The sequence below is a fragment of the Vibrio metoecus genome, from assembly GCF_009665255.1.
GTDB lineage: Bacteria > Pseudomonadota > Gammaproteobacteria > Enterobacterales > Vibrionaceae > Vibrio > Vibrio metoecus_B.
This window is the reverse complement of the sequence record NZ_CP035687.1, coordinates 64,483-89,909: the sequence shown is the minus strand read 5'-3', so window position 1 is coordinate 89,909 and position 25,427 is coordinate 64,483. Positions and strand designations below refer to the sequence as shown.

Here is a 25,427-nt window from a genome sequence, read left to right as displayed (position 1 = left end):
CATCATTGAACTGGTATAGGTTTACTCAAGTACACAACGTGCCTCCCTCACAAGCGGCACTGGCATTAGGCATGATTGGATTAGGCCACGCTTGGGTGCTTTATTACCCCACCATTGGAATCATTATCCGTCCTTACTTGGCCTTTAGCGGAACCTTATTACTCCTTCCCGTTCTACTAAAATACCTTAATTGGCGTACTTTTATTGCAGACCTCCAACACCCAGTTTCAGGCAGCCTAATGGCCCCAATGAGCATGGCATTACTGATTTTATGTGACTATCTGGCCATCCTCTCTCCTTTCATTGCTTATCCGATATGGGCAGCAGCCTTATTACTGCATTTAACTATGATGACGCTGTTCTTCTATTTTCAGTTGCGTCAATTCAAGCTTGCAAACATTGTACCTAGCTGGTTTTTGTATCCGGTCGGTGTCATCAGCAGCTCACTTGCAGGCACCCAATTTGGTCACACCCTGTTTTCGGAAACCATGGTTAACGTCTGTATCGCTATCTATTTCGTCATGCTGCCGGTTGTCTTATACCGCTTGGTCTTTGCCGGAACCTTACCGAAAAGAGCGCGCCCTACACTGGCGATTATGGCTGCGCCTATTAACCTGACCTTAGCCACTTATCTAGTCAATTTTGCACAGCCTGACCCGATTCTGACAGGGGCTTTAGCGGGCATTGCCATTACCATGACCTTACTTATCTACCTCTGTTATCTGCGTTTACTGCGTCTGCAATTTCAGCCTTCCATCGCAGCAGTCACTTTTCCATCGGTGATCAGTGCAGTTGCCATGCAACGTTTAACGGAGTTTTTCGCCACCGATCATCCCCAGTGGTATTGGTTACATTATTTTGGCTTCTTAGAGATCAGCATTGCGACTATTTTGGTTGCTTGGGTTTCTTGGGGATACATCAAAATGTATTGGCCTGAACTATTTAAAAATAACTCAGCTAAAACTTAAATTATTTTTAATATCAGAATATTCTTCGGGGTAGAGTCCCTACCCCTAATGATTTTTCCTCCACTCACCATCGAGAATTATCAATTATTCTAGGTCGCTAATAATTTTGATTTTTCCTAGATGACAGACTTTTTTAATCACGCAATATATCACTCGTCAGCTGGCGTTAAATTATTAAGAATTAGGACATATTGCGATGAACAGACCACAACTTCCTGATTTTATTCAGGATAAGATTAATCACTATATTGAAAATTATTTTGATATAAACAAAAATGGTAAACACCTCGTATTAGGTAAACATGCCAGCAATGATGACATTATTTTGCAAAGTAATGATTATTTAGCATTAGCGAATCACCCATTGATTAAAGCTCGCTTAGCTAAATCATTACTGGAAGAACAACAAAGTTTATTTATGTCAGCATCATTTTTACAAAATGATTATGACAAACCACTGCTTGAAAAACGCTTAGCCAAGTTCACGGGGTTTGATGAGTGTTTATTATCTCAGTCAGGTTGGAACGCGAATGTGGGTTTACTGCAGACCATCTGCCAACCCAATACGAATGTCTACATCGATTTCTTTGCTCACATGTCATTATGGGAAGGAATACGCTACGCCAATGCGCAAGCGCACCCTTTTATGCACAACAACTGTGACCACTTGCGCATGCTGATTCAACGTCATGGGCCTGGAATCATCGTGGTCGATTCGATTTACAGCACCATTGGGACTATTGCTCCATTAACTGAGTTGGTAAAAATTAGTCAGGAGTTTGGTTGCGCTTTAGTGGTGGATGAGTCCCACTCACTAGGCACGCATGGACCTAAAGGTGCAGGATTATTAGCTGAATTGAATCTCACCTCACATGTCCATTTTATGACTGCCAGCCTAGCAAAAACGTTTGCTTATCGCGCTGGAGCCATCTGGTGTAATAATGAAGTCAATCGATGCGTTCCTTTTATTAGTTATCCAGCCATCTTCAGCTCAACGTTACTGCCCTATGAAGCTGCTGGATTAGAAACTACATTAGAGATTATTCAATGTGCCGATAATAAACGGGAGCACTTAGAACGTATGGCAAGAAAATTACGGATTGGATTAACCCAATTAGGAATAACGATTCGTAGTGAAAGTCAGATTATTGGCTTGGAAACCGGTGATGAGAGAAATACGGAAAAGGTTCGTGATTTTTTAGAAAATAATGGCGTTTTTGGTTCTGTATTTTGTCGTCCTGCAACCTCAAAAAACAAGAACATTATTCGCTTATCGCTCAATAGTGATGTGACTGAAGAAGAGATTTCAAAAATAATTGAAGTTTGTTCTGATGCAGTGAAATGTGGTGATTTCTACTTTCGATAGGGAATAAAAATCCTATTTCGTTTTAAAGTGGGAGGTTAACTCCCACTTTTTAGACCCAAGCTGCAACTTTATTGAGTAATACATCACGATCTGCGGGTTTAACAATAAAATCATTCATCCCCGACGTCTGTATCAACGCTAGCGTCTTAGGGCTGTTATCACCGGTATAACCTATGATAGGGACGTTTTTATAAGCGCGATCAGAACTGCGAATTAAGTGGGTTGCCTCTAGCCCCCCGACATTCGGCATTTCGATATCCATCAACACCAGATCAATCGCGTGTTCATCCATATGAGTAAGGACTTCGCTGCCATCATTCGCTTGTATCACTTCGTATCCTTGTTGCTCAAGTAGGATCGACGTAAAAGTGCGGATGGATTGATTATCATCCACCACCAGAATTCGCCGCTCATGGCGACTTTTCTGCACAGGAATCGCGTTACGATTCATCAACAATGAATCTTGTTCAAACAATAAACGATCGATGATGCTTCGGGGTTTACGAAGCACAGCATGGATACTGATCGGTTGAATATGTAAGTATCGGTTGATATTGACTGCATACTCTTTAGCCGGATCATATACATAGCCAATGCAGCCTTCTGCAAAACTTAGTGTGCCTTCCAACTTAGGAAGTAATTCTCCTTGCGCTGTTGCCTCATCCAAATCCAGCAAAATCAGATCAAACTCAAATTCGTAATCTTGGCGTTTCACTGCCTGTACAGCAGAAATAGCCGTGAATTTAAACTCATCTTCTAGTGCTAATTGATTGAGCTCTCGAACAATTGCTTGATTTGAGCCAATATAAATCAAAGACTTAGACTTTAATAAATCCGATTTAATGTCTTGTACCACATCAGAATCATAACGAGGGAACGCCAGTACAAACTCTGTCCATTCACCTTGCTGTGAAAAACAACGAATACTGCCGCCAAAAGCGGTCATGACTTTCCGACAAAATGGCAAGCCAAGCCCATAACTACCGTTTTTACCGAAAGTATAAAAATCACGGAAAATATCTTCCAACATCTCAGACGCGATCCCGACACCGTTATCGCGGACTTTAATCAGGTTACATTCGTCGCTTTGCTCAATCTGAATTCGCACAGAAAATTGTTCTTTCTGGTAATAAAAGGCATTTTTCAATAAGTTAAATAATGCATAGCTCAATAGCGTATCACTACCAAAAAAATCAAACGGTTGGATAACTTCAAGCTGAACAGCATGCTGATCCGCCACATTTTTATACGGGAACGTTTTCAAGGCTTTTTCGATGACGTCTGCTGCAGGGTATTTTTTAAAACTCGCGGTAGAGACTCGGTTTTCGTCGATCGATGTCAGCAATAAATCAATGGTGTTATTACCAGAGTAAATAACCTCATCCGCTTCATTCAAAATCTGGTGTAATAGATCCAGCTCTTGCGCATCCAGTGGGTATGCAGATTGCGCCGCGGCTTGTGGCTTTGGGATCATGGTACGAATAACATCGATAGACGTTTTTAGTGCACTGAGTGGATTACGCATCTCATGAGCAATCCCTGCACCAAAGGTTTTAGCAATCGATACTTTGGTTTCGTGAGAAATCTGGTTACGAAAGAAACACAGATTGCCAAAAACATAAGTAAACAAGAAAACCGGAATATACGGCCACTCAATCAAGGTAGAGGGACGAAAATCCGTAAAACCATACACAGCAAGGTATGCCATCAACACAGAGAAGATGGCTTGTAGTGCCATCACTTTTGTATCATGCACGAGTAAGATATGCAGAAATATTGATGCCATGAATGACATGGCCCAAATCGTTGACCAATCGTTCATCAACATCATGAAACAAAAGAAAAAAGGTAAGCAGAAGCCTATAGTCAACAAAAAATAGTGCGGCATGTAGCGCTGCCATTTTTTAGGGAATGACCCACGAAACGCCAACCCAGAAAACAGTACCGCTGCAGCACAACGCAAACCTAAGTTTTCATAGACTTGTGGAAACCAGTATTCCCAAATGAAATAGTAGGCTGGAAAGCCAAGCATCCCCATCCATCCGACTAAAGACAGATTGGGTTCCGCGTACTGGTAAACTTTCTTTATCACATCCATGCTCGCCGTCACTACCGTTGCGTTCTCTCGCTATTCATTAATATGCACCTAATTTACCTATTCTCTCGTGCTAGGTCAGTGATAATCATCATAGCCCTTGGTTTTCTTATCTTATGTCACTATCTGTAGTGTACTGCCTACACGCGTAGCCAATACATCTAGCCGCAACCCGATCTGCTCTTTTAACTCACTGACATGGGAAATGATGCCGATCGTACGACCACCTTGCTGAAGATCGATTAATGTTTGAACTGCCAGATCCAAAGACTCTGGATCCAAACTCCCAAAACCTTCATCAATGAATAACGTATCAAGACGAATGCCTCCACTGTATGACTGCACAATATCGGACAACCCAAGCGCTAATGCGAGTGCCGCCATGAATGATTCACCGCCCGACAACGTCGCCACATCACGCCATTTACCGCTATAGCTGTCTTCAACCATCAGATCTAAGCCAGACCCTACATTGCCTTTGGCTCTTTCTTCTTTGCGCTTGAGCAAATAACGGCCTCGGCTCATTTTGAGTAACCGTTGTGAGGCTTGCAGTAAAACATCATCCAATAACACCCCTAACACAAAACGGTGCAGGCTCACTTTAGCGCCCGTTTTACCGTTAGCAATATCACTGAGCGTCCCCACTACTTGATATTCATCTTCTAGCAGACGGTTTTTCTGGTATAGCTCAGCAAGCTGTTTCGCGACTCGTTGTAAACCATCTAACCGCGATTGGTGTTGCGTCATTTGTTGCAAAGCTTGCGCTACATATTCTTCATGCTCCCGCACCCCAAGCAACAAGGGTTCAAGCACCGGAGGTTCTTTAGCTTTTAATTTACGAGATAACGCTTGCAGCTCACCATTTAACATTGCACCGCGTTCTTCATATTGAGTAATTTGTTTTTCAATATGAGTGAGCGTGTCATCATTCAATCGTGCGGATAAATAGTGTTGCTCATCGGAAAATCCATATTTGAGCAAACCTTGCTGCCAATCCTGTGTCGCTTGCTGAGCTTGCTGATCACATTGGGCATATTGCTCCTGCGCAGCTTGATAGGAGGCCTGAGCACTTGCCAATTGTTTTTGCGTTTGCACCCATTGCTCACGAGCCTCCTGCTCACTTTTTTGTAAGCCAGTCATTTGCAACTGCACTTGTTCTATAGCGTTACGCAATGTATTGAGATCCGACATTGCTTCCGGAATATCTTGGCGTAGACTCGCCAGTTCCGCTTGAGCTTGCGCTAAAGCCTGCCAAACGTGCTGCTTCGTTTCAGTTTGCTTTGCCAACGCCGCGGTTGCTTCGATTAAACGCTGCTCTACCTCTTCAATTTCGCGTTGCAATTGTTCGGGTTTAAGCTGCTGCAAAACCTCGACTTCACTGCGTAGTACTTGCCGCTGTTGCTGCAATGTCACAAAATCTGCCGCATTTTGCTCCTTCAACTCATCCGCTAAAGTTGCAATAGTCTGCTCTAATTGCTGTGCTTTGAAACGCTGTTGCTGACAAACATTCAGTGCAACTTGTAAGCGTTCGGTAGCCTGTTGCTGCTGTTGTCGAGCTTGTTCAACCTGGACTTTGGTGACAACGTCACCATAAAACTGTGCTTTATGTGGATGTTCAATACTGCCACAAACTGGGCAAGGGTGATCCGGCTGCAATGCTTGAGCCAATTCCGCCGCACGTTGGGTATGCCACGCTAACTCCAATGCATCTGCGGTATGTTTAACTTGCTCAACATAAATTTGGGCTTGATGATGCGCTTGATCGAGATGTTGCTGCTCTTGCTGAACACTTTTTAATTCTGCTAACAAGCGTTGTTCACGCTCTCGTCCCTGAATGTGCAACATAAGGTGGTTAAGTTGCGCCTTTTGGGTCTCTAAATGTGTGAGCTGGCGTTGTTGTTGCTCCCATTGTCCACGCTTGGCTTTTATCTCTTGGCTAAGCCGTTCGGTCGCATTCTGCAAGTTCAGTACATTTTGTGTTGTCAGTTGCAGTTCACGTTCCGATTTCACGGCCCGTTGCAGTACCGCTTCCTGCGTGAGCAGCTTTTGTTCAGCCTGTTGCCACTGAATACATTGTTCATTCAGTTTGGGGAGGATTTCACAGGCTAACGTCGCTTGTTGGCTAGCTTCCTGAGCTTGGCGCTGCAGGATCTCGATGCGTTCAAGTTGCCACTTTTGCTGTTCAACCCGTTGTTCTGCTTGAAGGAAAGCATGCTGTGTTTGTTGCCACTGCTGATGTGCAGGGGCTAAATGCGCGGCTTTTTGGGCTTGTTGCCGCTGCTGGCGCAGAGCATCAATCTGTGTCGCCTGTTGTTGATGTAGAGTAAGCTCAACCACCAGCTGTTGCTGGCGAGCAAATTGCTGATCAATTTCCAAAGCCGTTTGGTACTGGGCTTTAGCTTGATCCAATCCAAGCTGTTTATTCTTTAGCTCTTGTTGCGCTTGACCAAGTAGAGGTGTGACGTGAGCTAACTCCGTCTGCAACTGCTCCTCATTGGCTAACCCAACAACATTCAAAGTCCCTTTGATTTGCTGATCAAATTCTTCCTTTTCTTTGCGGATCCCAGAAGCGCGTTCAAATAATGCCCGTTCAATTTGACTGTAGAGCTGAGTTTGAAACAGTTGACCAAAAATCTGCTCACGTTCTTTCGAGTTTGCCGTCAACAGTTCACGAAACTTGCCCTGTGGCAAGACCATCACTTGTCGAAACTGTTTTACATCCAAGCCAATTAATTCAACCACCGCTTTCGCAACGGGGCTAGGCTTATTCGCAAGCAGTTCCTGTTCACCCTTTTTCAATGCCACCAACATCGCCGAATGGGCTTTTTTGGTCATGCCTTCGCCACGTTTTTTCGGGATTTCTTGATCCGGTTGACGGGTGATTTGGTACTCCCGACCAGCAAGTTCAAATTCAAAAACAACTTCCGTTAAACACTCAGGATCAGCAAAATCACAGCGCATCTGGTCGCCAGTACGCTCACTACCCGTTGTTTCACCATATAGGGCATAACAAATAGCATCCAAAATCGAGCTTTTACCCGCTCCGGTTGCGCCATTAATTAAAAACAGAGGCGCGTCGCCAAGTTCAGTAAAATCAATTACCTCTCTACCAGCAAAAGGGCCAAAGGCTTGTAGAGTCAATTTTAACGGACGCATATTACACGCCCTCCGTTTTTAGACGTTGGATCACCTCAAGCACCACTTTTTCTTGCTGCTCAGTTAACGGTTCACGATGCGCTTCTAAAAAGAAATCACGAAACATATCCAATTCCCCCCGAGCCAAACGTGCTTTCCCCATTTCTTGGTCAATGCCAACCAACATGCCCGGCTTTTCGATATGCAGCACATTCGGATAGACCTGACGCAGTTTCTCCATCGGATCTAAAATCGCGTGCTTATCCAACAGACGAACCAGCAAATAGTCCTCTGGCTGAGGATCCGTTGCGCCACTGGTTATAATCGCTTCGAGTTCACCTTCAATAATGCGCATTTGATGAGGCGCTTGCAGCGGTACGGAGGTGGCACGCACAAAACCTTGCTGATCTAATTCGACCAACGTTGCGCCTTTGCTTTGGTGCTGCTCACCGAAACTGTATTTCATGAGAGAGCCTGAATAGCGAATGTGCTCAGCCCCTTTCATTTGTGGCTGATGTAAATGCCCAAGCGCAACATAATCAAAAGGCAAGAAATGGCGATGATCAACACGGTCTGAGCCTCCAATCGATAAAGGGCGTTCAGACTCAGATTCCATTGCGCCATCAACAAAGCAATGGCTGATTAATACATTTCTTTGGGAAGGTTGCGTTTGCGCGAGAATGTTTTCACACAAGAACTGATGTGCAGTGTCATGGCTATTGATGTCATTGTGAAAGTGGTGACGTACTAATTCTGGATCATGGTAAGGCATTCCCCAGAATGCCACTTCACCCGCTTGCTCTGAGTGCAGCACTAAAGGCTGCATCAGCTGCTCAAAATCAGCAAAAATGTGCAAACCCGATTTTTTCATCTGGCTGGCAGCAAAGCCTAAACGTTTTGCACCATCGTGGTTACCTGGGATCATCAATAATGGCGTATTCAATTCCCCACAAATCACGCGTACGACATCATCAAGCAAGTCAATAGCCGCTGTCGGAGGGACGGAGCGATCATAAATATCCCCCGCCACAATCACGGCATCCACGGGGTTATTACGTAAATAGGTGATCAATTGGTCGAGTACCGCTCGTTGATCATCCAATAGTGAGACTTGATGAAATTGGCGACCGAGATGCCAATCTGAGGTATGCAGAAACTTCATGCCTTGCCTGAGGGGAAAACGAAAACTGGCGCATATCATACCTTTATTTTGCGCAATTTCGATGTTGTACCGCGATAAGTTGCGATAAATCAGTCTTTTTTATGCTATCTCACCAGGGTTTGGAGCAAGGCTTTGCACCATACTCCACCACGGCGCAATAGCGCGGATTTAAGAGCGCACTTTTAGCTGACGCGGGATCAGTTCAATCCCCGTTTGATAACGTTTGGCTGAAGCATTAAGCGCCAATGCCAGCGCACTATCAGCGATCAATTCAAACTGTTGAGGCAGCGAATTGACTCGCATCGGTAAAAAATCGAGTAGGCGATTATCACCAAAAGTGGCTAAACGCACTTTTTGCATCAGCTCTGGTTGTTCAAGCAGAACATCCAAAATGCCTTCTAACAAGGTATATGAAGTTGCCACAACCGCATCCGGTAATTGGTTGCTTTCCACCCAGCGTGCAAAGACTTTACGGCCTTCTTCACGATTAAAGTGTTCGCCGTAACCGAGGATAACGGACAAGCTGCGCTCGTTTGCCGCCATCGTAAAACCCTGCTCCCGCTCACGGGAAACGCTCAGTTCAGGTAAAGCTCCAACCAAGCCAACACTCTTAACGTCATGGCTTAATAATGAACGGGTTAATTCAAAGGCAGCGCCAAAATCTTCGCTGATCACACAAGAGAAAAACTCATCATCCAGTGCACGGTCAATCGCGATCACTGGTGTACCCGATTGTTGTAATTTGAGATAAAACTCACTCGCGTTAGGAATACCGCTGGCTACAAATAAAGCATCAATTCGTCTTGAGACTAATGCCTCAGCCGCCGCCATTTCAATCTCAGGATCATCGTCTGAACAGGCAATCAAAATTTGATACCCCGCCTGTCGCGAGTTTTGTTCCAGCAGTTTTGCCAAGCGTGCATAACTGGTGTTTTCCAGATCAGGAATGATCAAACCAAAAGACCGGCTGTTACCGGCACGTAACGCCGAGGCGGCATGATCGGGACGAAAATTATACTGCTCGACCACCGCCATCACTTTTTGCTGGGTTTTCTCACTGATCCGATACTTTTGCGCTTTGCCATTGATCACATAACTGGCCGTAGTTTTCGAAACGCCCGCCAATTTTGCGATTTCATCCAGTGTCATAGTGGTTACTCATTTTATGTGCGTCCGATCATAGAACGCGATTTTTGATCCTTGCTTGGAGTTGAATTATACGCTGAATCGATTCAGTATTAAAGCTGAAAGGATTCAGCAAAAGTACCCTTAACTCACAGTCTACATTTTTAGTTGGTGTAGATAGTGAAAGATAAAGCAGCAAGATCGTGATAATTCGAGGCTTTGCTGAATTTTTTTGCCCCAAAAGCTGAACCGATTCAGCTTTTGGTTTACCAAAACACAATGGATGACCTATACAGACGATTAAGCCTGACTAACCGGTAAATGCAACCGAGGTTATCCCGCCCTAGTAGGCAGCCCACAAGGCCAAAAGAGGTTAAGTATGTTGGAACTCACTTCACAAGATATTCAATTGCAGCAACACTTTGCGAATAAGCAAGCTGCGATTCAAGGACTCGCTCATGCCCTAACCAGTAAAGGTTTAGTCGCTGAAGGCTATGCGCAAGGTATGCTCAATCGCGAAGCGCAACACTCTACGTATCTCGGTAACGGAATTGCCATTCCACATGGAACCACCGATACCCGCGAGTTAGTAAAGCAAACTGGCGTCACTGCGATGCACTTCCCTGATGGATTAGATTGGGGAGAAGGTAACCGCGTATACGTGGCCATTGGTATTGCCGCCAAGTCAGACGAACACTTAGGTATTCTCAAACAACTGACTAAGGTGTTATCTGCCGATGGTGTTGAACAAGCGCTACAGCAAGCTAAAACTGCCCAGCAAATCATCGCGGTGATCAAAGGTGAAGCCCAACTCAACCCAGACTTTGATGCCTCATTGATTCAATTGCAGTTCCCTGCCAGCGATATGGTACAGATGAGTGCGGTAGCGGGTGGATTATTAAGAAATACTGGCTGTGCAGAAAGTGAATTTGTAGCTGATCTAGTCACGAAATCGCCAACGCATTTGGGTCATGGTCTTTGGTTACTCGCCAGTGATCGCGCTGTCAAACGTACAGGTATGTCGATTGTGACCACTGCGAACCATTGTGAATATAATGAGCAACCAGTTAAAGCCTTAATTGCGTTTTCCGTTTGCAACGATGTACATCAACCTTTCCTGGCCAAAATTACCGAACTCGTATTCCAACAAAAACAAGCTTCATTGTTGCAAGCCGATGTCAATCAGTTGATTAGCCTGTTTACTGAACAGAATGAAACCGTTGCCGAGCCGGTCATCACCACCGGACACAACGCAACGTTTCGGATTAAAAATACCCATGGTTTGCATGCTCGACCCGGGGCGATGCTTGTCGCGGAAGCGAAGAAATTTGAATCTAACATTCGCGTCTCTAACCTCGATGGTGATGGACAAGTCGTCAACGCGAAAAGCCTAATGAAAGTGATTGCGCTTGGGGTGAAACACAATCATCAACTGCAATTTACGGCGGAAGGGCCAGATGCAGAGGCTGCACTGCAAGCGATTGGCGCGGCGATCAATGCAGGCTTAGGTGAAGGTTAAGGAGGCATCATGACGAATAAAGTTGTCACCATCACACTGAACCCTGCTTTGGATTTAACCGGTAGCATGGATCAGCTCAATGTCGGATCGGTCAGCCTTGTTGAGCACAGTTCACTGCATGCCGCGGGTAAAGGCGTCAATGTCGCCAAAGTTCTCAGCGAGTTAGGTGCAGACGTCACCGTCACCGGTTTTCTTGGCCGTGATAACCAAGAGCTGTTTTGTCAGTTGTTTGATCAGCTCGGTGTTCATGATGAGTTTATCCGCATCGACGGTGCGACTCGTATCAATGTCAAATTGGTTGAACACAATGGTGCAGTCAGCGATATCAATTTCCCGGGCATTACTGTCACTCAAGCCGATATTGATGCTTTTGAAGCCACATTACTGCGCCTAGCACAAGATCATGATTATTTCGTACTGGCAGGCAGCCTACCTAAGGGCATTTCGCCGCAGCACTGTGCCGGTTGGATTAGCCAACTTCGCAGTATGAATAAAAAAGTGCTCTTTGATAGTAGCCGTGAGGCGCTCATGGCAGGTCTTGAAGCGAAGCCTTGGCTTATCAAGCCTAACGATGAAGAACTTTCCCAATGGTGTGGTAAAGAACTGACTACGTTAAAGGAATGCCAACAAGCAGCATCTCAACTCGCACAAAAAGAGATTGAAAACATCGTCATCTCTATGGGAGCTAATGGTGTGATGTGGCTCAATGAAAATGAATGGCTGCATGCTAAACCACCCAAGATGCAAGTAGTGAGCACTGTTGGTGCAGGCGATACGCTGGTTGCTGGTCTATGCTGGGGTCATATGCAACATATGGAGAAGGATGATTTACTCCGTTTCGCCACGGCCCTATCGGCTCTTGCGGTGACGCAAGTGGGTGTAGGCATCAGCGATAAAGAACAACTCAATACTCTACAACAACAAATTCAAGTATCCGCACTCCATCCTACGATGAGTGCCTAAGGACAGAAGGTCATGAATATGAAAATAGCCATCGTAACCGCATGCCCAAGTGGCGTTGCTAACAGCATAATTGCGGCAGGTTTACTGCAACAAGCCTCTAAAACCCTTGGTTGGGAGGCAATGATTGAATGCCACTCTACAGTGATCACGGGTCACTCCTTGACCGCAGACGAAATCCGCGCTGCAGACTTGGTGGTTCTGGCCACAAACAGTTCAATAGATACACAACGCTTTGTGGGCAAAAAAGTGTATCAAAGCACCATTTCGGCCTGTACCTCTGATCCTGTGGCTTATCTAACTCAAGCTGCAGCACAAGCTACCAAACTGAGTTCCGCCCAAGCAACACGCTGTGATACCCCCACCACAGCGCCTGTTGCCGCGAAAAAAATTGTCGCTATTACGGCTTGCCCTACTGGTGTTGCTCACACCTTTATGGCAGCAGAAGCACTAGAAGCGGAAGCTGTACGACAAGGACACCAGATCAAAGTAGAAACACGCGGTTCGGTGGGTGCTAAAAACCAATTGACGACGCAAGACATTGCCGATGCAGATCTTGTGATCATCGCTGCGGATATTGATGTGCCTCTGGAACGTTTCCACGGCAAACCTCTTTATAAAACGAGCACTGGCTTGGCATTGAAGAAGACCGCTCAAGAGTTAACTAACGCGTTTGCTCAAGCCAAAACGTTCTCAAGCACAACCGGCGCCAATGCGAACGAACAATCTGCAGAGAAAAAAGGTGTATACAAACACCTGATGACTGGCGTATCACATATGCTGCCGGTAGTGGTTGCAGGGGGCTTGATCATTGCGCTCTCTTTCGTGTTCGGTATTGAAGCATTTAAACAAGAAGGCACATTGGCAGCGGCATTAATGCAAATTGGTGGCGGCTCCGCCTTTGCCTTAATGATCCCTGTTTTAGCGGGTTACATTGCATTCTCGATCGCTGACCGTCCCGGATTAGCCCCAGGCTTGATTGGCGGTATGCTAGCAAGTTCAACCGGTGCAGGCTTTCTTGGCGGCATAGTAGCCGGTTTCCTTGCCGGTTATAGCGCCAAATTTATTGCAGACAAAGTGCAGCTCCCGCAATCCATGGCTGCGCTCAAACCGATCCTGATCATCCCATTTATTGCTAGCTTATTCACAGGCTTAGTGATGATTTATGTGGTGGGTGGACCGATGTCGAGCATCATGGCAGCGATGACCACGTTCTTAAACAACATGGGTTCAGCCAACGCAGTTCTACTTGGTATTGTGCTTGGTGCGATGATGTGTTTCGACTTAGGTGGCCCCGTCAACAAAGCCGCGTACACTTTCGGTGTAGGTCTGCTGGCATCACAAACGTATGCGCCAATGGCAGCAATCATGGCAGCGGGTATGGTTCCTGCGCTCGGGATGGGGCTTGCTACATTCATCGCCAAAGACAAGTTTGAAGCAGGTGAACGTGAAGCGGGTAAAGCATCTTTTGTATTAGGTTTATGCTTTATTTCTGAAGGGGCAATTCCGTTTGCAGCGAAAGACCCAATGCGTGTGATTCCAGCTTGTATGGCTGGTGGTGCGGTGACGGGTGCGCTTTCTATGCTGTTTGGCGCGAAACTGATGGCTCCACACGGTGGTCTGTTCGTGCTGCTGATCCCAAATGCGATTAGCCCAGTATTGCTCTACTTAGTGGCCATTGCGGTCGGTACTGCGATCACCGGTTTCGGATATGCAATGGTAAAAAAATCGGCACAGGCTAAGCCAGTGACCGCTTAAAATCTCAATGAGATAAAAAAGCCAGTGGTTAAACACTGGCTTTTTTTCATTTAATCATTTGTTTTGTGGGAACTTCTCTTGAATATAGTGGCGAGAAACATCTACCACCGCCACATCTTTGAAGAAACTACGACCCAGCAAAAGTGGGTAAGTTAAATGGGTACGATCCGTCAAAGTAAACTCAGTATATTCTTTAAGATCACCAATTTGGATCCATGCCATTACCACAGCTCGACGTTGCGGCTTCTCAGCACTGGATTGACGAATTCTCACCCAACGTTCAACCGGTAAACTGATTTCTTCACTACGCACATTGTCGTGCTCGATACGAAACTTCACCCAGTCTTGACCACTGCGTTCAAAAGCGACGATGTCTACCGCACTGATCGATGACGTGGTTGCCCCAGTATCGATACGTGCTTTGAAACTCTCTTTCAACCCAGGGAGGTAAACCCACTCTTTATCCCCTAACACGATCTTGCCGTCAGATGTGTGTTTCACCATAGAGAAGTCATCTTTGACTTCCGACTCAAATGAATGTGCCGGTTCTAGGCGAGGTAATGTTTCTACCAAGGGTGCATTTTCATCAACAACGGCTTTTGGAGCTTCAACCACCGGAGTTACAGGTGGTGTGGCATTTTTCTCGGGCTCTGCGGGTAAAGGAGTGGTGGCACACGCCACCAACCCGCTACTTAACATTAAAGACACTAACAATTTCAGTGGATGATTCATACTTTCACCTAATCAAATACCACCCTTCCTGATTGGGTATGATTTTGCCATCTTCTTTATGACACCTGGATAATTGCATTCGCCACATACGGGATGTCTTTCTCGGTCAATCCAGCGATATTAATACGACCATCTGCCACACCGTAAATGGCAAACTCTTCACGTAAACGCCCCATCTGCTCAGCTGAGAAGCCTAACACCGTAAACATCCCCCTGTGGCTTTCAATGAAGTCTAATTGTCGCGTATTGTGTTGATTTCTCAACTCATTACACAAATCTTTGCGCAGAGTTAACAAACGTTGCTGCATTTCGTTCAGCTCTTGCTTCCAGATCGCGGTCAACTGCTCATCTCTTAGCACTGTCTTCACTAATGCGGCACCGTGATCTGGTGGCATCGTATACGTAGAGCGCGCCAAAGTAAGCATTTTACCCCGTGCGTTGGTGACATCTTGCAAGCTTTTACCAAGCACAATGGCCGCACCGGTTCGTTCTCGGTACAATCCAAAGTTCTTAGAACAAGAGGTCGTAATTAACATTTCTTCCATGCGCTCAGCCATATAACGTAAGCCTTGCGCATCTTGTTCTAAACCATCACCAAAACCTTGATAAGCAATGTCGACAAAGGGAATAAAGCCATTTTTCTGTGCTAAATCTGTGATTGCTTGCCATGCAGAAAAGTCAATGTCCGCTCCCGTAGGGTTATGACAACAACCATGCAGTAAAACCACATCTTTTGGACCGGCTTGTGCCAGATCCGCTAACATCTGTTCGGTATCCACCATTTTGGTTTCACGGCTGAAATAGCGGTAGTAACGCACTTTCAGACCAGCGGCTTCCATCACGGGCTTGTGGTTTACATAGCTAGGATCCGTGATCCAAACGGTCGTTTCCGGCTGCGCCACACGCATTAAATCGCCTAACATACGCAGTGCACCACTGGCTCCTGGCGTTTGGATCGCAATCGTGCGCTCGGTATCCAGCGTTGAGCCAAGTACCAGTTGCAACATGCTCTGATTAAATTCTTCGCATCCGGCAAGACCAACGTACGATTTGGTTTTCTGAGTCGCAACCACCTTTTCTTGCGCCAATGCTACCGCGCGCATGATCGGGGTTTCGCCCAAACTGTTTTTATAAACGCCTATTCCTAGATCCACTTTTTGTGGACGAGGATCATTACGAAAGGCAACGGAGAGAGAAAGAATTGGATCTAAAACTGGTGCTGGTAAATGAGTAAACATGAAAGTCACAACCCTTTGAAATTCAGGTAACAACCCACAAAGTAAACCAGATAGATAAAAACCGAAAGGGATTTTTTGTTCTCAGCGCAACGGCGTTACATACAGCGCTGAGAACAACAACATTACACCGTGAAGCGATGGATCACTTGATTAGCACTGCCCCGCCACTCCAGCATCGGATCCGCGAGGGCTTGTTCAAATTTGCCATCCACCAATACATCAAGATAAGGCAGCAACGCTTGTTGTGCGTCATTAAAATCGTCCAGTCGATAACCAGTCCATAACCAGATATCTTTACCAGGACATTCCTCTTTCACTCGACGAACCAAACGCAGCACGGTATCAACATTCGCGGGATGAAGGGGATCACCCCCTGAAAGAGATAAACCGCGCCGTTTGATCCGCGTGTCATTCAAATCCGCAATAATCTGATCTTCCAACTCTTGAGTGTAAAGATGCCCAGAGGTGAGTGACCAAGTGCTTTGGTTATAGCACCCTTTGCATTGATGCTCGCAACCGGAGACAAACAGCGTACAGCGTGTCCCCGGTCCGTTGACAACATCAATGGGGTAATATTGATGATAATTCATAAGGTTATAGGTGTTTTACCCGACGTTTCACTTCTTCTTGTTTACCGACGTTAAACGGGCGCGCATCTGGGCTGCCTAAATAGCCACACACACGACGGGTTACAGAAACTTTAGTCGGCTCATGGTTACCACAACGTGGGCAAACAAACCCTTTACTCGTACAGTCAAACTCGCCCGCAAAGCCACACTCATAACACTCATCAATTGGAGTATTCGTTCCGTAATATGGCACGCGGTGATAGCTGTAATCCCACACGTTTTCCAGCGCTTCCACGTTACGTTGCATATTCGGGAATTCACCATAACAGATGAAACCCCCACTCGAAATTTCCGGATACGGCATCTCGAAATCAATCTTGTCGTATGGGTTGACCTTTTTCTGAACATCTAAGTGGAAGCTGTTGGTGTAGTAACCTTTATCGGTTACCCCTTCTACCACACCAAATTGTTTGGCATCGATACGGCAGAAGCGGCTACACAAGTTTTCACTCGGCGTACCATACAAGCTGAATGCATAACCGGTTTCTTTCTTCCATTGCTCCACGGTATTGCGTAGATGTTGAATAATATTAACCGCTTCTTCACGCAGCTGAATATCATCATAAACATGCGTTTTCTGGCCAAACAGCGCAATAATGGTTTCATGCACACCGATGTAACCCAGTGAAATTGAGGCACGACCATGCTTGAAAATATCGGCAATTGAATCATTGGCTTTCAAACGCACACCACAGGCACCTTCCATGTAAAGAATAGGTGCAACGCGAGCTTTCACGTTTTCTAAACGATTGATACGAGTATCCAGCGCACGACGAGCCAGCTTCAATTTTTCATCAAGCAGTGCGTAGAATTTCTTAACATCCCCTTTGGCTTTTAGGGCGATGCGTGGCAAGTTTAGGCTTACAACACCAAGGTTATTACGCCCCTCATGGATCAGCTCACCGTGTTCCTCATAAGGATTGAGGAAAGAGCGACATCCCATTGGGGTTTTGAATGAACCTGTAATTTCTACCACTTTGTCGTAGTTGAGAATATCAGGGTACATACGCTTAGACGCGCACTCTAATGCCAGTTGCTTAATGTCGTAATTGGGATCTTCGGCTTTATGGTTTAGGCCATCCTTAATTGCAAACACCAGTTTAGGGAATACGGCCGTTTTGCGATTTTTCCCCAGACCCGCAATCCGATTTTTCAGGATTGACTGCTGGATCAAACGAGATTCCCAGCAAGTTCCCAAACCAAAACCAAACGTGACGAACGGCGTCTGCCCATTCGCGGTATGCAAGGTGTTGACTTCATACTCAAGAGATTGGAAAGCGTCATAGCACTCTTTCTCGGTACGCGCTTTAGCAAATGCTTCTGGGTTACTGATTTCCCATTCGCGAGCAATCTCTAGGTGCTTTTCATAGCTTGCCGTCACATAAGGAGCCAACACTTCATCAATTCGGTTGATCGTGGTGCCGCCATAAATGTGGCTTGCAACTTGTGCAATGATTTGTGCGGTTACGGCAGTTGCAGTCGAAATTGATTTAGGAGTGTCAATTTCTGCATTACCCATTTTAAAACCATGAGTCAGCATGCCTTTAAGATCAATCAGCATGCAGTTAAACATTGGGAAAAATGGTGCGTAATCCAGATCGTGGTAATGTATATCGCCCTCTTCGTGTGCTTGAACAACATCACGAGGAAGAATACGGGTTTTCGCGTAATGCTTAGCCACAATACCCGCCAGTAAATCACGCTGAGTTGGGATCACTTTGCCATCTTTGTTGGCGTTTTCATTGAGCAAATCCGCATTACTTTCTTGGATCAAACCTTCAATTTCTCGAGTCAGTTTGCTCTGTTTCTCACGCGCAACATCACGGTCATGGCGATATTCGATGTATGAGCGGGCCAATGCTTTATAGGGACCTTGCATGAGCTCGTTTTCGACTAGCGTCTGGATTTCGGCAATGTGTACCTCTTCGTAATCTCGCAACTTTAACTCAACCGCTAACGCAACATTCAATGCATAAATGGCGATGTCTTGATCTGCGTGCTCGGCAGCACTTTCCACAGCAGCTTGAATACGATCCCTGTTGAATGGCGCTTTTGAGCCATCACGTTTGATTACGATAGGTTTCACCTTTTCTCCTTACCCAGCATACCCACAGAGTTATCCACAAATACACTATATAGGGCTAATTATTCTGCGACTGACACTATATGTTGTGGCGTATTTAACGAAATGCATCAAGCCGGAGTATTGATTTAGATCAATAAAAACTGACCAATGAACAAGATCAATGCGATCTTATTGGTGAAGATCCCAAACCCGAAAGAAACCTTGAAAATAGCGATTTTTGTGATTTGAGTTACTGAACTTAGGAAAGCGTTATCAGAGGGATTGCTACTATTGAGTTACTGTGAAATATGTAGGTTTAAACCGAGCAAACATACCGATATTTAACGTCTTAGATACGGATTAAACTCTCATTTTTCAATGGCGAGCTTTCAGTGTAGAGCTCTACCTTGTGTATATTCTCGGCAGCATTTCTCATGTAGGAAAAGAGAATGTCTGTGCAGCAGGTTTTCATCACGTTTACTAGTAGCACAGCAATTATTTCTTGCAGGGCAACAGAAGTGGGCTAAAGCGGTGGTGTCGTGTATTCGAACGTCAGTTTGGCTGCACTCCAACGTGTTGGTTACAGCAACAACACCGAAATAAGCAGGAATTATTGAGCCGTGAGGATCAACCGACTCAATAATGTGTTTTCCTCAGTTATTGACGTTACTGAATGTCGAGTTTATTCAGTAACGAGGGATAACCCCAACCATTGTTGCCCACAACAACACGCTCCCCGGTAAGGTATTCATACAACGTCGGGGCTAAAGATCCGTTTTGCTCTGATTGCAGGGTGATAGCATTGCGCCCTACCGGTTTTCCCCAGAAACCTAAAAAGGCATCTTTTTCTAGGTAACTTTCCCCTGCATGTCGGCCAGGTACTTTGGTGTTATAACCTAAGCCTTCACGCGGAAAGAGATTAATAGTACCTGCGCGTTCTTCTTCATAAATTGCCGCTAATTGATTTACAGAATCAGGACGAGGCGTAAAACTCGTCAGCATGCGCCACTCTGACTCATCACACCAGCTAGCGACATCACTCTCTTTCGCGCGGTAAAAGCACTTATCCATCAAGCGGGCAAATTCATCCAGTTCCATCGCATTCGGAGTGGGTAAATATGGGTTAAGTTGCTGCAATTGGAGTAATTGTGGTTTACCTTGCACAGCAGAATAGAAACGTTTGTTGCCTGATTGGCGGATGAGTTCATCCACGCGTTTCCCCTCGCGCATACCGATCACGCGTACTGTGCAATCTTCGAGGGTGCAAGCGCCTTCTCTTACCACCAAGTAATCCAACGTTTCGCCTAAACGGATAAGGCTTTCATTGACGATATCAATGACTTTATCACTGCCTTTAGGTTGCCATTGAATCAACTCTTTATAGACAGGTTGTGTTGCCCACCCCGCCGTAGCATTAAAAAAGTCCAACATGAAATTGCCCCCTGCAGTGGAAGCCACCACCACATCCACGGCTTGATAACTCGGTGCATTTAATGCATTCGTCAGCTTAGGGCCTTCGCCTTCATCGGAAGAGATCTTCTCGACCACAATCGAAATCCCAAGCTGCTCTTGTAATGGCGCAAAAATCTGTTTTTCTGGATTTAATGAGCCGTAGACTGGCGACAAACCGTGATCACCCGCCATACCCCACAAGGTGCGATCGTAAACCCCCGCTTTCTGATACGCGTCCTCCGTTGCTCTGAGCCAGTAGTCCAATCGGTTTAATTCACCGGTTGGCATGATCACTTCATCACTGAATGGCCCCGTAAAATGCGCAAAATGATCGGGCCAAGGGTTATAAATCAAGGTGTAATCTGGCATCCCATCAATGTCCAGCTTGGCATATTTTTCTAATTGCTGTTCAATGCGTTGCTTTAAGGTGAAACGTGTTATCAATGCCCACTTGGGCGTATTTTGGTACGCCGAGATTTGCTCAATGAGATACAATCTTAATGTGGTCAAACGTTGTTCGACATCCGCTCGTTCGTTGAGCTCTCGTAAACAACGTTTTTCTCCAAAATCCCGTAATGTTTCTCCCGCCCCTAAGTTCACTAATCCATCGTAGGTAACATGAGCATTCCAATCATATTGAGCATTACAGTTCAGTGTTTTTAAATAATCGAGGCGATCAAACATCGTCTTTACACCACGTTCATTCACTAAGCGATCTAACTGCAAAGCGTCGTTACCAAAAAAGTAGTAAGCGCGATCTTCTTTACGATCCACAAAATGAAAATTGGGGATACCAGTTCCCCCCAACCCAGAGACTTTCGCACCGGTTTTTATAATCGGAAGATTCCTTACACTGATCGTTGGTGTTGAAGAAATGCCAACCTGCACAATACTCGATCGATAGTTCTGATAGAGCTGTTTGAAAAATGGCAAGTAGTGAGGATCATGGTAAGGCTGCTCAGAGAGTAAATGCATGAATCTGACCTGCTGTTCATGCTCTGGTTTTGCAAAATGCGATGAATGATTACGTTTAACCGCATCAAGATGTTGTTGGTAAGCGACTTGAATGAATGGCTTTTTCGGATCCACCAAGCCTTCTAATAGTCCCTGTTGCAAGCCATCCACCGTAATTTGAACAGCCAAACGACGTTGCTGTTGCGATTGCAAGAATGCGATCACTTGTTGAGGGTCATCACTCAACTGTTTGGTAAGCCACTCTTGTAAACGCTCTGTACGCTCTTTTTGATAGAGAAACTGACGATAACCCTTTAAAACGTTCAGACGCACAAAATCAATCAAGCTAACGGTGATCGCCTGTGCTTTATTATTCACTTTCTCGGCATTTTCCGGTTTAGCGTCTTCTAACACGCTTAACAGCGCGTTTTTCATTTCACCCTCGTCCATCACATTGGCCGTTTGGCGCAAAATATCCATCACCTGAGGCTGAATTTTCGTAACTAATGCTTGGTCAGCTGGTGTATCCGATAAGTATTGATATTGTGCAGGCAGTTGTTTCAGATCGCGCCACTCACCAATCTGCACCAATGCATCATATAAGCGCACCATAGTCGCAATGAATTGACTATCCACTTTAATCCCTTCTTGATGAGCTTGGTCTTTACTATGCTGGTTTTGCTGTGTACTAAGCGGTTTATCAAGTGCAAATAGACTGTGTTCAAAACCTTTCAACGTTTGATGGTCATACACTTTCGATACATATTGCTTAAATTCATCCTCTGCCGACATTCCGCTATAACGGTCGTAATACTGATAGAGAAAATAGCCAAGCGGAATTGCATAAGATGGGTCAGAGATTTGTGCAATCACCCGAGTTTTGGTTTTAACATCTAGTGGAAGAGCCAAGATGTAGCTATCTAACGTGACACCCGCAATAGTAAAGAGCGCAGTATCACGCGTTACAATCGTCGAATAACCCACCGAGTTCGTAATTTGGTGCTTAAAAACGTGGGCAGAGTTATAGACACTTCCCACAACAGGAAGGGATTCAACGGCGGCATTCACCGCAAAAGATAAACAGCCTAGAGCGGTGATGACGGAGAGTAGTTTGCGTTGATGTGTGGCGGACATATTTCTTCCTGCGTCAGAGAATGCTGGATATCAAAGTTCAATATCTTTAAAACTACACATTTTTCCTTTGATAACACAATGAATCAACAGATGTTTTTTAACTTTGACTCGATATCTCTTTATTGATGAAACGGCTTCGTAGCTCTGAAAACATCCCTCAGCCCCCACCACCACTGACGCAACCACTGTATTGCCCAGCGCCAAATGGGAGATGAAAAAATTTTTAAATCAATACATTGAAATGACTAGCCCATCATTAGTCATTCGTCACTTGCAAATCAGCAACCTTAACTTGTTAATTTTAACACTTACGCAACATGCCAAACTTTCCTATTGTTAGTGTACTCACCTTGTCTTATTTAGGAAGATGCCATGAAAGTTCTCATTCAATTTGATCAAGCTGGTAGCTATAAGGACAGTTTTTGGGACGAGCCTGTGTTTCATGCTAAAGGAGAGCTGTTTCCTGTCACCCCAATCAGCGCAGTCGAGCTCATTGAAAACAGCCAAGCTCATCTATACATCGATGAAAATGGCGAGCTTGTCATCAGTTAACATATTCCACTAGAACGTTGCTTGCCTAGCAGGATTATAATTTGGGGAGGGGGTGCTGATTATTTGATGAGGTTCAAGATCGTTTTGAATTCGGGAGCTCGACAATCTTGCACCAGTTCATAAAGACACATCTCAACCCCTGTCATCGGCACGCCTTGCTTCGCCAGTTTATCTATCGCTAACGATTTATTCGCTTTGAGTCGAGATGAAATGCAGTCAATCACTAAATGCATGTCGTAGCCTAGCCGCTTCAAATGGCTAATGGTTTGATAAACACAGATATGGGCTTCAATTCCCGCTACCAGCCAAGAAGTGCGCCCAGTAGCCTGAATTGCATGAATAAACTGGGGTTCTTGGCTAGCATCAAACGTGTATTTGATAATACGGTTGAGATTAGGAAGATGTTTGCGTATTTCCTCCACCGTATCCCCTAATTTATCCGGATTCTGTTCTAACCAGAGGATTGGCATCCCCAACGCTTGTACACCTTGAATTAGCTTCTGACACTGCTCGATCAGTTCATTACTCTCAACTACAGTGCGAGCAAGCTTGCCTTGAATATCAACCAGAATAAGTCCTGTCTTCTCTTTACTCAGCATACAGACTCCAGATAGCGATAAATTGGCAGACATCTACCATAACGATTTGGGTAAATAGTGGTCAGCAAGAACGCTTAGATTCATATACTAAGTGCAATATTAAAAATAAAACAGTGAGAGACGTACAATCACGGCATAACCGCCGATAATCGCACTGAGTTTAACCAATATGAGCTTATTGAAGCCGCCACCGATACTCGATTTTATTTTGCTAACCCACACCACTCTTGGGAGCGAGGAACCAATGAAAATACCAACGGACTTATCCGACAATATCTGCCCAAAGGCACCTCGATGGCGACACTTACTCAAGCAAAGTGCAATGCGATTGCGCACAAACTTAACAACAGACCCAGAGCTCGTCTGGGCTTTCAAACTCCGGAGGAATGTTTTGTTGGATATTATCGCTGATCGTTGCACTTCAAACTTGATACTAAGTTACTCTTCAGCGAGTTTTTCACGAACAATATTTTGTGCTTTGATAAAGCTTCGCCCATGCCATGACTCATAGTTTTCCGCAATCGGGTATCGGTGATGAATGTCGGTAAAATCATCCCACCAAGGATCTTCTCTGTAGCCAATGCCTACAAAAGTACCTGGATATTTTTCACCGGATAGTAAGCAGCTAAAGTCATCACAGCTTAACGTTAAACCTCCGCATCTAGAGCTATAACGTTGCTTATCACGCAATGATTTTATCAATTCATAAAAGCTAACAAGTTGGCGTCTGCCACCAGCCCCTACTTCATCACTTATATGCCAGGTCCGATGTAATATTTTGTATTTAAAATCATCAATTTTGAGTAGTAAAAACGCACGAGCTTTACTGCTATCTTCTCGGACAAAGAATACACGCAGAGGTTTGGTTTGTTTAATTTCATCTAAATACCAATGAGGCTCACTCATAGTCTGGTCATTGTTGCTAAATGGGCTATTTTTACCCTCTAAAAGCCAATCTCTATTTACTCCGAATGTATTCGCAAAATGATCTACAAACTCAAATGTTGGTTCTTCTTTTCCTCGAAAGACGCCTTCTAACTCACTAACCTTATGTAGTTTCATTACTTGAGCTAACTGAGCAATTGTGTATTTTGAATACTCCCTGCCTTCATTCATTAAGTCTAACGTTTTTACAAAACGCATAGCAATTCGACTTACTTCTGAATCAATTTCAGTATCGCTCTTCGCATCTTGATTTGCTTGAGTCGCAACTATAATCTTGGTTTCGGTAGGTGCAGGGTGTGACTTAAATACCCTTGAACCTATAGCTGCAATCAATGCCATTCCTGCTCCCGAGAAAAGCCATTCTTTATTTTCAATCAACATTTCAATCATTAGCGTTTCCTACGATATCTGTTCGACACCAATAATACATATACCATTGATTTAGTAAAGAAAATGGCGTTCTGGTAAGTTAACGCCGCGTTAAGTGGTGAACAACGCTAACCATCAAACTTAAACCAACACTTAACCTGACTGGAACTGAAATCGCCAAGCGTTGTGAATCCGCCTTAAACGCCTTGTTATGTTCACATTACTCAAATAGTATGCCCACATCTGGGGCATTCGATTTTTCTATCTTTTAATGATTGCCCAAAGTTTGATTTCCCACAGTTATCGCAAAACTTAGCACCACGTATGTTCATAAAAGTTATTAGAGAAACAATGGGAACAATTACCATCCAGAATTGATGATTAACAAAGCCCTGCAAATATACAATGAACAAAAATAAAGCACCCGTTACGACAGAGAATAATGGATAGTATTTCCTCTTAAACTGTGCGTTTTTATTTATATAGAACAACACAAAACTGAGGAGTGAAACACCGCCCAAAACACCAAAAGCTATTAGTACTTTCTCATCCATTTTTACTATCCATCTTGTGAACATAACGCCCGCCTAAGGGGCTGACAACGCATAACAACCAAACTCAAACACAGCAACCGTAACCACCGCGACTCAATGGGACTGGAAACGCCACG

Annotated in this window: 18 protein-coding genes and 1 pseudogene; 7 read left to right on the top strand and 12 right to left on the bottom strand. The window is 44.9% G+C overall.

What is annotated here, in order from left to right:
- Window positions 1-5 precede the first annotated feature (5 nt).
- Together EPB59_RS13965 and cqsA are read left to right on the top strand one after the other, a co-directional pair.
- The gene (locus EPB59_RS13965) at window positions 6-968 is read left to right on the top strand and encodes a TDT family transporter (RefSeq protein WP_055049825.1); all 963 of its coding nucleotides are present in this window, start codon (window positions 6-8) and stop codon (window positions 966-968) included.
- Between the two features lie 196 nt (window positions 969-1,164).
- Window positions 1,165-2,334: an alpha-hydroxyketone-type quorum-sensing autoinducer synthase gene (cqsA, locus tag EPB59_RS13960; RefSeq protein ID WP_154173346.1), complete on the top strand. Its 1,170-nt coding sequence runs from the start codon at window positions 1,165-1,167 to the stop codon at window positions 2,332-2,334.
- Window positions 2,335-2,383: 49 nt separating this feature from the next.
- Here cqsA and cqsS read toward each other — a convergent pair whose 3' ends face one another.
- The 4 genes from cqsS to cra form a co-directional block, all read right to left on the bottom strand.
- A complete protein-coding gene (cqsS, locus tag EPB59_RS13955) occupies window positions 2,384-4,444 on the bottom strand; it encodes a quorum-sensing CAI-1 autoinducer sensor kinase/phosphatase CqsS (protein WP_154173344.1) in 2,061 nt (686 codons plus the stop codon).
- A 99-nt stretch (window positions 4,445-4,543) separates the two neighbouring features.
- Window positions 4,544-7,585 (bottom strand): AAA family ATPase, encoded by a 3,042-nt coding sequence (locus tag EPB59_RS13950; RefSeq protein ID WP_154173342.1) that lies wholly within the window; start codon window positions 7,583-7,585, stop codon window positions 4,544-4,546.
- Between the two features lies 1 nt (window position 7,586).
- Window positions 7,587-8,726, bottom strand: coding sequence for an exonuclease SbcCD subunit D (locus EPB59_RS13945; RefSeq protein ID WP_154173340.1), 1,140 nt, complete (start codon window positions 8,724-8,726; stop codon window positions 7,587-7,589).
- A 168-nt stretch (window positions 8,727-8,894) separates the two neighbouring features.
- Window positions 8,895-9,875 (bottom strand): catabolite repressor/activator, encoded by a 981-nt coding sequence (gene cra, locus EPB59_RS13940; protein ID WP_154173338.1) that lies wholly within the window; start codon window positions 9,873-9,875, stop codon window positions 8,895-8,897.
- Between the two features lie 355 nt (window positions 9,876-10,230).
- On the opposite strand from cra, the gene fruB reads away from it, so the two are divergent.
- Genes fruB through fruA form a run of 3 tightly spaced genes read left to right on the top strand, consistent with a single transcriptional unit; the run spans window position 10,231 to window position 14,088 of the window.
- A complete protein-coding gene (fruB, locus tag EPB59_RS13935; RefSeq protein WP_154173336.1) occupies window positions 10,231-11,370 on the top strand; it encodes a fused PTS fructose transporter subunit IIA/HPr protein in 1,140 nt (379 codons plus the stop codon).
- 9 nt (window positions 11,371-11,379) lie between these two features.
- A complete protein-coding gene (gene pfkB, locus EPB59_RS13930) occupies window positions 11,380-12,333 on the top strand; it encodes a 1-phosphofructokinase (protein WP_055030493.1) in 954 nt (317 codons plus the stop codon).
- A gap of 18 nt (window positions 12,334-12,351) precedes the next feature.
- Window positions 12,352-14,088, top strand: coding sequence for a PTS fructose transporter subunit IIBC (gene fruA / locus EPB59_RS13925; protein ID WP_195707181.1), 1,737 nt, complete (start codon window positions 12,352-12,354; stop codon window positions 14,086-14,088).
- A 54-nt stretch (window positions 14,089-14,142) separates the two neighbouring features.
- Here fruA and EPB59_RS13920 read toward each other — a convergent pair whose 3' ends face one another.
- The 5 genes from EPB59_RS13920 to EPB59_RS13900 all read right to left on the bottom strand — a co-directional run bounded on the left by EPB59_RS13920 (window position 14,143) and on the right by EPB59_RS13900 (window position 22,196).
- Complete coding sequence (locus EPB59_RS13920) at window positions 14,143-14,820, bottom strand: ATP-dependent zinc protease family protein (protein ID WP_154173332.1); 678 nt, start codon at window positions 14,818-14,820, stop codon at window positions 14,143-14,145.
- Between the two features lie 56 nt (window positions 14,821-14,876).
- On the bottom strand, window positions 14,877-16,058 hold the full coding sequence (locus EPB59_RS13915; protein WP_154173330.1) for an aromatic amino acid transaminase: 1,182 nt from the start codon (window positions 16,056-16,058) through the stop codon (window positions 14,877-14,879).
- 122 nt (window positions 16,059-16,180) lie between these two features.
- A complete protein-coding gene (gene nrdG / locus EPB59_RS13910; RefSeq protein ID WP_055049817.1) occupies window positions 16,181-16,648 on the bottom strand; it encodes an anaerobic ribonucleoside-triphosphate reductase-activating protein in 468 nt (155 codons plus the stop codon).
- A 4-nt stretch (window positions 16,649-16,652) separates the two neighbouring features.
- Window positions 16,653-18,773, bottom strand: coding sequence for an anaerobic ribonucleoside-triphosphate reductase (gene nrdD / locus EPB59_RS13905; protein WP_154173329.1), 2,121 nt, complete (start codon window positions 18,771-18,773; stop codon window positions 16,653-16,655).
- Window positions 18,774-19,418: 645 nt separating this feature from the next.
- On the bottom strand, window positions 19,419-22,196 hold the full coding sequence (locus EPB59_RS13900) for an alkaline phosphatase family protein (protein ID WP_195707180.1): 2,778 nt from the start codon (window positions 22,194-22,196) through the stop codon (window positions 19,419-19,421).
- A gap of 468 nt (window positions 22,197-22,664) precedes the next feature.
- On the opposite strand from EPB59_RS13900, the gene EPB59_RS13895 reads away from it, so the two are divergent.
- Complete coding sequence (locus EPB59_RS13895; protein WP_055030486.1) at window positions 22,665-22,844, top strand: hypothetical protein; 180 nt, start codon at window positions 22,665-22,667, stop codon at window positions 22,842-22,844.
- A 59-nt stretch (window positions 22,845-22,903) separates the two neighbouring features.
- Here EPB59_RS13895 and EPB59_RS13890 read toward each other — a convergent pair whose 3' ends face one another.
- A complete protein-coding gene (locus EPB59_RS13890; RefSeq protein WP_055049815.1) occupies window positions 22,904-23,443 on the bottom strand; it encodes an isochorismatase family protein in 540 nt (179 codons plus the stop codon).
- 135 nt (window positions 23,444-23,578) lie between these two features.
- Between EPB59_RS13890 and EPB59_RS13885 the strand changes: the two are divergent.
- Window positions 23,579-23,854 (top strand): annotated as a pseudogene (locus tag EPB59_RS13885) (IS30 family transposase); the annotation flags it as partial.
- A 27-nt stretch (window positions 23,855-23,881) separates the two neighbouring features.
- Here EPB59_RS13885 and EPB59_RS13880 read toward each other — a convergent pair.
- Together EPB59_RS13880 and EPB59_RS13875 are read right to left on the bottom strand one after the other, a co-directional pair.
- Complete coding sequence (locus EPB59_RS13880; RefSeq protein ID WP_097353652.1) at window positions 23,882-24,778, bottom strand: helix-turn-helix domain-containing protein; 897 nt, start codon at window positions 24,776-24,778, stop codon at window positions 23,882-23,884.
- 203 nt (window positions 24,779-24,981) lie between these two features.
- Window positions 24,982-25,311 (bottom strand): hypothetical protein, encoded by a 330-nt coding sequence (locus EPB59_RS13875; protein WP_154173325.1) that lies wholly within the window; start codon window positions 25,309-25,311, stop codon window positions 24,982-24,984.
- Window positions 25,312-25,427 lie beyond the last annotated feature (116 nt).